Genomic DNA, 13,210 nt, shown 5'->3' with positions numbered 1-13,210 from the left:
CTGGAGTTAATCTTAATGATAACTTCAGCATTTTTTCAATTTATTTACACTAAAAGAGGAATTGCTGCATATATAAAAATAAATAAAGTATTAAGATCATTAGCAGGTTGGCATAAACAAGATTATATCCATGTATTAAGAATTATATTTTCGGCAAGTTACTTTAATAATTTAAGCAGAGCAGGCAGGCAAAAGTGTTTTCTAAAAAGGTGCAGAGCTACGTTAAACAAATCATAGTTGAAGAGAAAGAAATACAACATGATGAAAAAGTATTTTGTCAGCAGGCGGATATTGCTCCTCTGATGATTTGGATGTCTGGATACAATGCACTTTACTGTTACTTCAATTCTAATTGGCTGAAATTTACCAGAACACGTCTAACAACAGCCGTGTCTGCATTTGCGCCAGAAGAGAAAATAGACAATATTTGGACTGGTAGCGTCCATCCAGAAGATAGACAGCGATGCGAAGATATATACTTGAGAGCATTTGCGACGCATGATTCCTTCCAGAGACAATATCGCCTGCGTCGATCTGATGGCGAATATCGCTGGATTTTAGATACAGCCGCGCCACGATTTGCAGCAGATGGTAGCTTTGTCGGTTACATCGGTTATTGTATCGATCTAACAGAAGTGCCGATAGGGATAAGTCAACCTTCCCTAACAGAAAGCTGTTCACCATCGACAAATTCCTCTCACAACCTACGTAAAATTACAGATAGAGAACGAGCAACAGAATTAGCAAAAGCATTAGAGCAACTGCAAGCTGAAATTAGTAAACGCCAAGCAGTTGAAGCACAGTTACACCAAAAAACATCAGAATTTGCAGCGATTTTGCAACTACTTCCTGATTCATACTTTCGTCTTGAAGCTGATGGAAGTATTCTGGATTACAAGCCAGGGAAGATGGAAAGTCTGTATATTCTACCAGGAGATTGTCAGGGCAAGAGTTTGCGAGAATGCTTACCGACTGCTGTAGGCGATCGCTTCGATCAAGCAATAAATCAAGTACTCGAAACTCAATCTTTAATCAGTTTTGAATATACCTTACCGTTACCAGAAGAAAATAATAATTTTGAAGCTAGATTATTACCATTACCAGACCAGCAAATCATAGTTCTGATCCGCGACACTAGCGACAACATCCAAGCAGCCTTAATAGAAAGTGATGCCAAGTTCCGCAGCATTGTGGAAAACGCCAACAACGTTATTTTTGCGCTGACACTTGAAGGGATATTTTCTTACGTTTCTCCTAACTGGACTGAGATTTTTGGGCATGAGGTTGCAGAGGTTGAAGGTAAATCTTTTATTCCCTTTATACATCCTGAAGATGTGCATATCTGTGCCGATTATTTCCAAAGAATTTTGACAACAGGCAAGAAACAAAAGGCAATTGAATATCGAGTTAAACACAAAAATGGTAGTTGGGGATGGCATACAAGCAACTCATCTGCTATTAAAGACGCTAATGGCAATGTTTTGTACTTCGTTGGTATTTGTTATGACACCACTGACCGTAAAGAAGCAGAAGTAGCTCTAGCAGAACGAGCGCGTTTAGCAAATTTTCGTGCCGATGTAGACGCGGCGTTGACCCAGAGTGACAGCTTACAGAATATGATGCGCCGCTGCACTGACGCCTTAGTTGAACATCTTGATGCAGCTTTTGCTCGCATCTGGACGCTGAACAAACAAGACAACGTATTGGAGTTGCAAGTCAGTTCTGGGATGTACACCCATATCAATGGGCCACATAAATGTGTGCCAATCGGTCAATTCAAAATTGGTTTGATTGCCGAAGAGGGCAAACCCCACTTAACTAATTCTGTGCAGACACATCCCCTCGTGGGTAACAAAGAGTGGGCACAGCGAGAGGGTATGGTTGCCTTCGCTGGCTATCCCTTGATTGTTGAAGATGAAACTGTAGGGGTGATAGCCATGTTTGCCCGCCAAACAGTGACAGAATCAACTTTCACAGCATTGGAATTTGCTGCCCAAGAGATTGCCATTGGCATCAAGCGCAAACAAGCAGAAATTTCACTCAGAGAAAGCGTCCAGCGGGAAACATTACTCAATCGTCTTTCTAGTCAGATTCGAGCTTCTTTGGATCTCAATCACATTGTAGAAACCGCAGTGCAGGAGATTCATAACTTATTCCAGATTGATCGCTGCGTCTTCTTTTGGTATCGGCAAGATGCTGATGTACCATACTGGGAAAAAGTATATGAGGCGAAAAGTTCCTTTTTACCCTGTCTGCTTAACCAGCAAGAAGCAACTAATGCTGAAATCAAACTAATTGCAGCCAAAATTTTGAAGGGAGAAATCATCCGTATTGATCATGCTGAGACTGTGGACGATTCCATAGCCCGGCAGTTTTTGCAGGATTTTGGTTTCACTGCCTTTATGTCACTGCCTGTACACACTCAATCTGGCGAAATTGGTGCATTTAGCTGTGGTTCTTGTAGTGGGTTTCGCCCTTGGCTGAACAACGAAGTAGAATTACTACAAGCAGTTACAGTTCAACTAGCGATCGCTATTGACCAAGCTAAACTTTACACCCAAAGTCGCATCACCGCCCAAACTGCCCAAGACAAAGCCCAGCAACTAGAAGCAGCACTCCTAGAACTTCAACAAACTCAAACGCAACTGATTCAAACTGAAAAAATGTCCAGTTTAGGACAATTGGTTGCAGGTATTGCCCACGAAATCAATAATCCCGTCAATTTCATCTACGGCAATATTAGCCACGCCCGTGAATATACCAAAGATTTGCTGCATCTGGTAGAACTTTATCAACAAAGCTACTACCCACCAACACCAGAGATTGATCGACAAATCAATAACATTGATTTAGACTTTCTCAAGCAAGATTTACCCAAAATCCTGGAGTCTATGAAAATGGGAGCCGAACGCATTCGGCAGATTGTCCTATCTTTACGCAATTTTTCTCGCCTTGATGAAGACGGTATCAAGGCAGTGGATATTCATGAAGGGATGGATAGCACCTTGCTACTATTGCAAAATCGCCTAAAAGCCAAACCAGGACATCCCGAAATCCAAGTAATCCGAGACTACGGCAATCTACCACCAGTAGTCTGTCACGCCGGACAGATGAATCAGGTGTTTATGAATCTGTTAACAAATGCGATCGATGCTTTAGAAGAGGGGGTGGGGACTGGGGAAAAGTTTTCCAAATACCTAATACCTAATACGCAATGTCCAATGCCCAATGACGCCAGTTGCTTCAAGTCGGCAAAGCCGCCCAACGCACTGGCTCCCCAATGCCCCATACCCACAATTCGCATTCGCAGCCTCATTCAAGAAGACCATGTAATCATTAGAATTGCTGACAATGGATCAGGTATGAGTGAAGAAGTACGCAAACGCTTATTTGACCCCTTCTTCACGACAAAACCTGTGGGTAAAGGCACGGGTATGGGATTATCAATTAGCTACCAAATTATAGTCCAAAAGCACGGTGGAAAGATCCAGTGTATTTCAGCACCAGGAGAAGGTGCCGAGTTTGTTGTGATGATTCCACTAAAGCAAGAACCCTCAACGTAAATATCACACAGTAGAGATATGAGTGAAAAAACGTAGAAACGTAGCAGTGCTACGTCTCTACAAGGGTTCTGGATAACGCATATTTAATTTCTGGAGATATTTAATCTTAATCTAAGTTTAATCAAAAATTAACCTAATAGTTGTTAACTAAGATCAACTCACTTTTTGCTGCAACATTTGAACCCCCTCAATAATCTAAAACTTACAGGAATTGGGGGGATTATTTCTTCTAGTATAGGGAATTAGGTTTGAAAAAAGTTGTAATGGTAGTACTATTTTTGCGTAGGCGTAGCCAACCCAGATAATGTACACAATTATCTGCACCTACGCACCTGACAAAAAAAATCCCTGAGTACAAATAAAATAGAAGGCTGGGATGATACAACCCCAAAGTCAAAATAGTATCACCTACACACGCGTTATCCACCTAAGTCATGTAATTGACGTAGATATTCCGCAATGGTCTGGAGATCCCACAGTAGAATTTGAAACTGTGGCAGAACTAAATAATGATGGCTATTACCTGCGGCGTTTCTCTTTGGGGGAACATAGTGCTACCCATATCAACGCCCCTAATAGTTTTCATAGTTCTGCTGTGGGAATTGACCAATACCCAGCCCAGTCTTTGGTTGTACCTGCGGTAGTTATAAATGTTTGCCAAGCTACAGCAGTTAATCCTGATTATGCCCTGACTATGGCTGATGTTTTGGCTTGGGAAGCAGAATACGGTGAAATTTCTGGTGGCTGCGTAGTTATACTGTATACTGGCTGGCAAAAAAAGTGGTTGGATAAAAGTGCATTCCTCAATCATGATGCTCAAGGGATTCCTCACTTTCCCGGATTTGGTAGCGATGCAACTCAATTTTTACTTGATGAACGGCAAATCGCTGGCGTAGGAATTGATACTCATGGTGTAGACCCCGGACAGGATAACAGTTTTGCGATTAATCGTCTAGTTTTAGAACAACCGCGCATTGTGTTAGAGAATCTGACAAATGTGGATCAACTGCCACCTAAAGGTACTACTCTAGCGATCGCAGTTCTGAGATTACGTGGTGGTTCTGGTTCTCCTGTGGGGGTATTGGCGTTAGTGCCTTAATTTTTATATCGATATTTGCTTATCGCGTCAATTTCCTAAACTTGAGGATAACCTAGAAAGCAAGCAAACTTAATACACAAGTTTCAGTGGATCATCGGAGATTTTCAAAATGACAACTCCGCTATCTTGCCGCAATTATATAGACGGTCAATGGTTGAGTGCTGTAGGAGAAGCAACCCTAGAAAGTCGCAACCCTGCTGACAAAACCGAAGTCGTTGCCACATTTCCCCGTTCTCAAGTTAAGGATGTAGATACAGCGGTAGCCGCCGCCCGTAAAGCCTATCACAGTTGGCGCAAAGTCCCGGCCCCAGCGAGGGCTGAATACATCTTTCGCGTTGGGGAAATATTACTCCAGCATAAAGAAGAACTTGCCCAATTAATCAGTCGGGAAATGGGTAAACCCTTGACGGAAGCTAGGGGAGATGTCCAAGAAGGTATTGACTGCGCCTTTTACAGTGCTGGCGAAGGAAGGCGACTATTTGGGCAAACCACACCCTCGGAAATGTCCAATAAATTCGCCATGACTGTGCGGATGCCCATCGGAGTCTGTGCCTTAATTACTCCCTGGAATTTCCCAGTGGCAATTCCTTGCTGGAAAGCTATGCCAGCCTTGGTATGTGGCAATACAGTCATCCTCAAACCTGCCGAAGATACTTCCACCTGTGCAAATAAATTGATTGAGATTTTTCAACAAGCAGGTTTACCACCAGGAGTAATTAACTTAGTGCATGGTGTGGGAGAAGAGGCGGGAAAAGCTTTAGTTGAGCATCCCAATGTAGATTTAGTATCGTTTACCGGTTCTTCAGAAACAGGTGCTTTTGTCGGCGCTACTTGCGGACGCACTCACAAGCGTGTCTGTTTGGAAATGGGTGGTAAAAATGCTCAAGTGGTGATGGAAGATGCTGATTTAGAACTTGCTCTCGATGGTGCAGTGTGGGGAGCATTTGGGACAACTGGGCAACGTTGTACCGCTACTAGTCGGCTGATTTTGCATCGTGATATCAAAGAAAAATTCACCACTATGCTTTATGAGCGTACTACTAAGTTGCGCTTGGGTGCTGGCACTGACCCAAATACAGATATTGGGCCGATAGTCAATGAAAAACAACTTCAGCAGGTGAGCAAGTATTTGGATATCGCCCGTGAGGAAGGAGCAAAGGTTTTAATTGGTGGAGAAATTGCTAGTGAAGGCTCACTGAAAAACGGTTACTTCTTTCAACCAACTATTTTGGATGATGTAACTCCTGATATGCGAGTTGCTCGTGAAGAGATATTTGGGCCAGTGGTGGCATTGATTGAGGTTAGCTCTTTTGAGGATGCGATCGCAATTCTCAACGATAGCAATTATGGTCTTTCTTCTTCAGTTTACACCCGCGATATCAATCGGGCTTTTACTGCCATGCGCGACATCGAAGCAGGTATCACCTATATTAACGGCCCGACTATTGGGGCAGAGGTACACTTGCCCTTTGGTGGTGTGAAACAAACCGGTAACGGACACCGCGAAGCTGGAACTACTGCTTTGGATGTTTTCACAGAATGGAAAAGTGTCTATGTTGATTTCTCTGGAAGTTTGCAACGCGCTCAGATAGATAACCGCAGTTAATTATTTGCAAATGCACTTGGGTTAAGGCTTGATTATCCCTAACCCTCCTTAAATTTGAATCGCATTAACTCAACGCAACCAACGGAGTCGCTCTTAGCGTTCCCGCTCTTTAGCAACTGGCGTGCGGTTTCTAATCGCTTATTTAGCTTGTTGTTAGACATCGCTTGTAGAAGTTTGGGATAATCTAGAGGATATTCAGTCGGTAGCTTGAAATACCTATGACTAGTAAGGAAGAATTAAGAAGTGTTGCTTCAGAAATTCCATTATTTAATAATATTGAGCAAAAAGAAACATTTTTGTTTGTGATAGGGGCGTTATTTTCGAGAGTTATTAGTTTGAAAAAAGCCGCAGAAATCATGGAAATGGAGCCTGATGTATTTATTGAACTATTAGATTTGATGGGGCTGGAATTTTCCTACTTGACTGAACAAGATATCGCTATAGAGAAGGATTGGTAAGGTGTGTGAAGGTTGTTTTTAACTCTTCTCCATTAATCTTTTTATCGCGTCTGGAATTTCTCGATATTTTTCTAGATTCTAACGATGACTTTTATTTGCCAAATTTTGTTGCAGAAGAAATTAGTGCTAAATCTGATGCAGCTAGTCAGCAGGTAAAAGCTTTAATTGATGTCGAGAAAATATTAGTCAAAGAAATTCAATTACTTTCCTTAGCCAATCGTCTAAATATGCGACTAGGGAGAGGAGAATCAGAGGCCATTGCTTTAGGCACTGAGTTACAAACAGACTACATAATTTTAGATGACTTCGCAGCCAGAAAAGAAGCAACTCGACTGGGATTAAATGTTAAGGGAACCTTAGCAGTCATCAAGAAACTTCAGGTAGATGGCAAAATCACCATTAGTAGCACAGACCAATTGTATCAAGATATTCTGGCAATGAATTTCAGAGTCAAGCGATCGCTCTTTGATGCCATTTTCTCAGATTAGATGCAGAATTCCCGGAAGTGACTTCAAGGTTGACGGGAGTGACTTCAGAGTTAGCGGGAGTGACTTCAGGGTTGACGGTAGTGGCTTCAGGGTTGACGGAAGTGACTTCAGGGTTGACGGGAGTGGCTTCAAGGGTTGACGGTAGTGACTTCAGGGTTGACGGTAGTGGCTTCAAGGTTGACGGTAGTGACTCCAGGGTTGACGGAAGTGACTTCAGGGTTGACGGGAGTGGCTTCAGGGTTGGCGGAAGTGACTTCAGGGTTGACGGGAGTGGCTTCAGGGTTCGTTTTTGTTTGCTGCGATCGCTTAATTATAAAAACTCATTGCAAGCAAAGCAATCTCCGAAAAGAGCGATCGCTCTTGAACACCATTTTTTTCAAATTAGATGTAGGGTTTATCTTTATTTAGTGCGATCGCTTAATTATAAAAACTCATTGCCAGCGAAGCAATCTCCGAAAAGAGCGATCGCTTAATTATAAAAACTCATTGCCAGCAAAGCAATCTCGAAAAGTGCGATCGCTCTTTGATGCCATTTTTTCAGATTAGATGCAGAGTTCCCAGAACTAATTTCAGGGTTCGTCTTTGTCTGGTGTGATCGCTTAATTATAAAAACTCATTGCGAGCAAAACAATCTCTAAGTCTTGTGAGCTTTACTCGCTCTGACAAATAAATCTTTTTGTTTTGCTCATAGAGGCAAAGAAGACCGCAAAACAAATACTTTTAGTCGAATAATAATGTAGAAAAAGTTTGCAAAAAGTTGCATTGCAGCATTGGTTAGAAGTAAAAACGCAACCCCAAAGTATTCACTTAGCTGGTTCTGGTGGTAAACCGAGCTTGGCACGAAAAACCTCATCATATTTAGCCTTATCCCAATTTTTAGCAGATTTAACTTGCTCAGGAGTTAGGTTTTTGGCATAGCTGAGGTTGGCATCGTGGAGGTTAGCACCAATGAGGATGGCACGGCTGAAGTCGGCAAAGGTAAAGTCAGCACTGCTGATGTCAGCAGCAGTAAAGTCAGCACTGCTAATGTCAGCAGCAGTGAAGTTGGCACGGTTGAGTTTGGCACGCCTGAGGTCAGCACCCCTGATGTTGACATAGCTAAGGTCGGCATCGTAGAGATTGGTAGCAGTGAGGTTAGCACCGCTGAAGTCAGCATCGTAGAGGTTAGCACCCATAAGGTCAGCACCGTAGAGATTGGCATTACTAAGGTTGGCACTACTAAAGTTGGTACTACTGAGGTAAGCACCCTTTATGTTGGCACTACTGAGTTCGATACGGCTGAGGTCAACAGTGCTGAAATCTCTACGTTCTAGACTCTCACCGGCTTTTACCAACTGTTCAAGTGCTTGATTTAGTCTTTGACTAGACTTATCTCTTTTAGCAGCATCGACAGTCTGCCAAAGTAGCCTTATCTCAGTTTGTTTCCTAACTACTGGAGCCAAATATATTACTAAACCTAGCGGAATAATTAAGGAAAAAACAACGAACTCAAAGCGAGTATTTCTTTTTTGCCTGACACTTGCTCGAATAAACTCTTCAGCCTGTTGAGATAACCTCAAATTTTCCGCTTGTTCTTTATGAAAAATTTTCGCCTCTGTCAATCGTTTCCCCTGAAGCAGATAATCTTTCGCCTTTCCTCTATCTCGCCATTCAATAGCTGCTGCTTCAATTTTCCGCTTTTGTCGCAGTATGTCCCGACTTTCCTCAATCCATTTGCGTAATAGCAACCAATGGCGAATCAGTGCTTCATGTGCCACATCTACTACAGCAATTTGATTAGATAAGGTACTGGTGACAACTAACTTCTCATTAGCTAACCGTTGAATTATTCTATTAATTACAGCTTCTGGATGCTGTGAAGTAACTAAATCTCGTTGCACAACCTGTCTACGCGTATCTTCTGTTCCTTCTCCCAACTGCGTCAATTCTAAAAAAATCCGCTTTGTTGCTTGCTGTTCCTCAAGTGATAATGACTCATAAACTTCTGTAGCGCGTGTTTGCAGGGTTCCCCTGACTCCACCTAGTTTGCTATACGTAGTCAGGGTTAACCGTTCTTCAGTTCTTTGCTGCCATAGTTCTGTCAGCGTGTACTGCAACAACGGTAAACTCCCTGGTGAATTTTCTACATCTGCAATCATTTGAGAAACTAATTCCGGTTCTACTGCTAAGTTCACCTGTTCAGCGGGTTTGATAATTGCTGTTTCTAATTCCTCCCGATTCATCGGTGTTACTGTTACTAAATGATCTTGAATTCTCTTAGCTAGTCCGCCATACTCTTGTTCCAGACATTTGCCCAAGAAATCAGCCCGCATTGTGATTATTAGGCAGAGTTTATTATCATCCCGTTGCAAAGCACCTAGCACACATTCAAAAAACTGCTGTCGTTTTGTAATGTCTTGACATTGAGTAAAAGCTTCCTCAAACTGGTCTACCACTAGCACTACGCGCTGAGTTTGTGCAGCAGTAATCAACTGTCCTAAACCAACTGCGCCTTTGGCAATTAGTTCTTCTGCTTTCGCCAATTGAGATGCACGTTCAATATCTGATAATTCTGATTCTACAAATGCCAGTGCTAAATTTTGTAAGGGGTTAATCCCTGGTCGAAATATTTTTAACTGCCAAGTATCACTACCTGATAATTTACGTCCTAACTTTAATTGATAAAGTAAACCCGCTCTCACAACACTAGACTTACCACTTCCTGATGCTCCCAACACAGCGAGGAAATTACCCGATCGCACTTTTTCTAATAATTCGTCGGTTAACACTGTCCTACCATAAAATAAGTTGGCATCTGCTTCTGTGCAATCAAAATAAGACAACCCTTTGTAAGGACAAATAGCTGATATCTGTACTGTGGAGTTAACAGGAGAGGAATTCCATTTGCGGGTGAGATTAATTGCTTCACCAGAGTTCGCAAAAATTGGACGCTGGGGGAACGGGTGATGTTCTTGATTGAGCAAGTCTACTAAAGTGTAGTTACTCACCCAACGGTCTTGTTTTGGTTCCAAACCTTTCAGCAGTGCGGCAGTGAGAACGCTGTGTTGGCTGTTAATTTCTTCAAAAGCAACTTCAAAATCACGAGAAGCCGCAATAAAACACCTGTCTCTGCCTTTACCCCGATCGCCTGGATCTGCCTCTGCAAAATTTAGCACCTCTCCGCTATAGCAGCAATCCAAAATCACAATTTGTTGTCTTACTTCACTTTCTTGCAGCAGTCGCCGCAGCCATTGTAGAGATAATCCCCAATTACCCGCGTCGGGGTTGACTTCACTCGTCGCTAAAAAGCCTTCCTGAATCCCTAGATTTTTCCGCAACCCATGACCAGAAAAATACAGCAGTGCTGTGTCTGGCGGCTTCCCATCTGGTTTAAATAATTGAACGATCGCTCTTTCTAACTGAGTTAAACTAACTTTAGTTTGCTTACCAATGCGAATCGTCTCATTTTCCTTGTCTTTGACTGCTGGTAGCCGCGTTACCCGAAATTCACCATACTGTTGTAAGATTTGAGCGATCGCTTCACCATCGGCAGCTGGTGCGTTGAGACTCTTTAAGCGGTCATACGTATTAATTCCCACCACCAAAGCGTCTCGACTCATCTTAGAAAGCCCTATGATAGTTGTGCCAAATGATTTCCAGCTTCTACAAGAAATTTACCGCATTTTCCGTAAAAATTTGTAGGGGAGCACAGCTGTGCATTGCATACACGCAATTCTTTTAGCGAGATTTATTCCATGACTCAACTCACACCAATCCAGTTAGAAGATGGCACGATTATTTATATTGAAGCCACAAATAATGTAGACGCACCACCAGTCATTACCGAAGTTTCTCCAGAGGGAGAGGAAGAAGCACTAATTGATAAGGGATGGGATGCTGATGCTGCACAAAAACAGATAGTGCAAAATTTCCAAGCAATTGAAGGTACAATTCGGGCTTACACTGTTTATTCACTTAATGCTTTTAAGAAAATCCCTGTAGCTAATATTGATAAAGTCACTCTAGAATTTGGCATCAAAGTTGGCGGTGAAGCAGGTATACCTTACGTGACTAAAGGCACGGCTGAAAGTAATCTTAAGGTAACAGTAGAATGTTCATTTCCTAACCAACTGGAAAAGAAAACTCAGCAATCATGAGTCAGAATATTGGTGCTGGTAAAATTTCGATTATTATTCCAGTTATTAATGAAGCAGGAAATATTAAAGAAGCGATCGCAACTACTCAACCCAGTACAAATATAGAAGTCATAGTAGTAGATGGTGGCTCAAAGGATAACACAGTAGAAATAGTCCAGTCATTAGGTGTCAAAGTTATTTCATCATTTCCCCCTGGTCGTGCTGTGCAAATGAACGCTGGTGCTTTAGCGGCTAGCGGTGAGATTCTGTTATTTCTTCATGCAGATACCCGTTTGCCAACAGGGTTTGATGAGATGATTCGCACAGCACTACAGCAGCCTGGGACTGTGGCTGGTGCTTTTAAGTTGCGGATTGATGCGTCACTTTTAAGTTTACGATGGGTGGAGTGGGGAGTAAATTTGCGATCGCATTTTTATCAAATGCCCTATGGCGACCAAGCAATTTTTTTAACCAAGGAAGTATTTCAGCAAATAGGCAGTTTTCCCGAACTGCCCATCATGGAAGACTTTGAACTCATGCGTCGTTTAAAACGCATCGGACGCGTTGTAATTATTCCCACACCAGTTGTCACCTCAGCCCGTAGATGGTTGCAAAAGGGAGTATTGAAAACTACCCTACTTAATCAAATAGTAATTATTGCTTATTTGCTCGGCGTTTCACCTGAGCGAATTTGTAGCTGGTATCGCCGAGAAAAATTTAAGAGGCTTTAAGAGGATGTTTGAAAAGTGTCACATAACACATGAACTTTGACATTACCCCCCAACCCCCCGATGTATTAGGGAACTTTAAGAGGCTATTTGCCCACCCTTTGCAAGGGGGGGTTGGGGGGGGTAATTGAATTGGTATAAATTTCAAAATTGAACCTCAAAAGGAGATTTTTCAAACATCCTCTTAAGCGTCAAGTTATGAAAAAGCAATTTACAGAAAATCTATTTAATCTTGAAAACTTGCACAAGTCTTTAAGATTGATTGGATTAATATTACTAGTATTTGGTTTTGGTTTTTTGTTAAATACAGAGTTTGCTCTAGCACAAGAATATGTGAATACCAATTCTTTTAATCCCCAAGCAATTTTACGAGATGCATTGCAGTGGATCGATAATCTCGGTACTGTAGGAGCGATTGCTTTTATTGCACTTTACATTATTGCCACCATCACTTTCTTCCCAGGTTCCATTCTTACCTTAGGTGCTGGCGTTATCTTTGGCGTAATTTGGGGTTCTTTGTACGTGTTCGTTGGTGCAACCCTTGGCGCTACAGCTGCTTTCCTGGTCGGACGTTATTTAGTAAGGGACTGGGTTGCTCAAAAAATTGCAGATAATAAAAAATTTACCGCCATTGACCAAGCCGTTGGCAGAGAAGGATTAAAAATCGTCCTGCTAACGCGACTGTCGCCGATATTTCCTTTCAATTTATTAAACTATGCTTTCGGCATCACCGGAGTTTCGCTCAAAGATTACTTTATCGGCTCCGTGGGCATGATTCCCGGAACTATCATGTATGTTTATATTGGTTCCCTTGCAGGTAATCTTGCCGCGATCGGTACTGAGGCTCAACCTAACAACCCGACTTTACAATGGGCAATTCGGATCTTGGGTTTGTTTGCGACAGTCGCCGTTACAGTTTATGTAACCCGGATTGCACGCAAAGCTTTAGAAGAGGAATTGTAAGGGGGGACAGATATATGGCCTTACTGTGGTCTATTAAACTGCAAATTGCTGTAAATTATTGATTGCTGAAACGTTTATACAGAAAAGCTTCAATCGTATCTGTCAATTCCCAAACGGACAAAACAATTCAAAGGCTGTATTCCTTATTAAACAAGCATAAAAAATAAAAGACTGAGCCGCCTAAATTTAT

Annotated in this window: 10 protein-coding genes; 9 read left to right on the top strand and 1 reads right to left on the bottom strand. The window is 42.2% G+C overall.

Going from position 1 to position 13,210, the window contains the following annotated elements; genetic code table 11:
• The first annotated feature begins 194 nt into the window (after positions 1-194).
• The 6 genes from V7L12_RS15840 (at position 195) to V7L12_RS15815 (ending at position 7,687) form a co-directional block, all read left to right on the top strand.
• On the top strand, positions 195-3,563 hold the full coding sequence (locus V7L12_RS15840) for a PAS domain-containing protein (protein WP_335085469.1): 3,369 nt from the start codon (positions 195-197) through the stop codon (positions 3,561-3,563).
• A 376-nt stretch (positions 3,564-3,939) separates the two neighbouring features.
• On the top strand, positions 3,940-4,662 hold the full coding sequence (locus tag V7L12_RS15835; protein ID WP_335085467.1) for a cyclase family protein: 723 nt from the start codon (positions 3,940-3,942) through the stop codon (positions 4,660-4,662).
• A 109-nt stretch (positions 4,663-4,771) separates the two neighbouring features.
• Positions 4,772-6,268, top strand: coding sequence for an aldehyde dehydrogenase family protein (locus V7L12_RS15830; protein WP_335085465.1), 1,497 nt, complete (start codon positions 4,772-4,774; stop codon positions 6,266-6,268).
• Positions 6,269-6,486: 218 nt separating this feature from the next.
• Positions 6,487-6,726 carry a hypothetical protein gene (locus tag V7L12_RS15825; protein ID WP_335085463.1) on the top strand — a complete coding sequence of 80 codons (240 nt, stop codon included), beginning with the start codon at positions 6,487-6,489 and terminating at the stop codon, positions 6,724-6,726.
• Positions 6,727-6,731: 5 nt separating this feature from the next.
• Complete coding sequence (locus tag V7L12_RS15820; protein ID WP_335085460.1) at positions 6,732-7,214, top strand: DUF3368 domain-containing protein; 483 nt, start codon at positions 6,732-6,734, stop codon at positions 7,212-7,214.
• A 17-nt stretch (positions 7,215-7,231) separates the two neighbouring features.
• Complete coding sequence (locus V7L12_RS15815; protein ID WP_335085458.1) at positions 7,232-7,687, top strand: hypothetical protein; 456 nt, start codon at positions 7,232-7,234, stop codon at positions 7,685-7,687.
• Between the two features lie 330 nt (positions 7,688-8,017).
• On the opposite strand, the gene V7L12_RS15810 is transcribed toward V7L12_RS15815, so the two are convergent.
• A complete protein-coding gene (locus tag V7L12_RS15810; protein WP_335085456.1) occupies positions 8,018-10,813 on the bottom strand; it encodes an nSTAND1 domain-containing NTPase in 2,796 nt (931 codons plus the stop codon).
• A 135-nt stretch (positions 10,814-10,948) separates the two neighbouring features.
• Here V7L12_RS15810 and V7L12_RS15805 point away from each other — a divergent pair, with 135 nt between their 5' ends.
• From V7L12_RS15805 to V7L12_RS15795, 3 genes are all read left to right on the top strand, one after another.
• Positions 10,949-11,350: a CU044_2847 family protein gene (locus tag V7L12_RS15805; protein ID WP_335085454.1), complete on the top strand. Its 402-nt coding sequence runs from the start codon at positions 10,949-10,951 to the stop codon at positions 11,348-11,350.
• On the top strand, positions 11,347-12,060 hold the full coding sequence (locus V7L12_RS15800) for a TIGR04283 family arsenosugar biosynthesis glycosyltransferase (protein WP_335085452.1): 714 nt from the start codon (positions 11,347-11,349) through the stop codon (positions 12,058-12,060). Before V7L12_RS15805 ends, V7L12_RS15800 begins: the two co-directional genes overlap by 4 nt.
• Before the next feature lie 195 nt (positions 12,061-12,255).
• Entirely contained in the window at positions 12,256-13,020 is a 765-nt protein-coding gene (locus V7L12_RS15795; protein ID WP_335085450.1) for a TVP38/TMEM64 family protein, read from the top strand.
• Positions 13,021-13,210 lie beyond the last annotated feature (190 nt).

The sequence above is a fragment of the Nostoc sp. genome, from assembly GCF_036918245.1.
Taxonomy (GTDB): Bacteria; Cyanobacteriota; Cyanobacteriia; order Cyanobacteriales; family Nostocaceae; genus Nostoc.
The sequence above is the reverse complement of the archived record's forward strand: the minus strand, read 5'-3'. Positions and strand labels throughout refer to the sequence as shown.

Bases quoted from the DNA above. Each gene is read 5' to 3' on its own strand.
- V7L12_RS15835 (WP_335085467.1), top strand. From the start codon at position 3,940: ATGATACAACCCCAAAGTCAAAATAGTATCACCTACACACGCGTTATC.
- V7L12_RS15830 (WP_335085465.1), top strand. From the start codon at position 4,772: ATGACAACTCCGCTATCTTGCCGCAATTATATAGACGGTCAATGGTTG.
- V7L12_RS15825 (WP_335085463.1), top strand. From the start codon at position 6,487: ATGACTAGTAAGGAAGAATTAAGAAGTGTTGCTTCAGAAATTCCATTA.
- V7L12_RS15810 (WP_335085456.1), bottom strand. From the start codon at position 10,813: ATGAGTCGAGACGCTTTGGTGGTGGGAATTAATACGTATGACCGCTTA.
- V7L12_RS15805 (WP_335085454.1), top strand. From the start codon at position 10,949: ATGACTCAACTCACACCAATCCAGTTAGAAGATGGCACGATTATTTAT.
- V7L12_RS15800 (WP_335085452.1), top strand. From the start codon at position 11,347: ATGAGTCAGAATATTGGTGCTGGTAAAATTTCGATTATTATTCCAGTT.
- V7L12_RS15795 (WP_335085450.1), top strand. From the start codon at position 12,256: ATGAAAAAGCAATTTACAGAAAATCTATTTAATCTTGAAAACTTGCAC.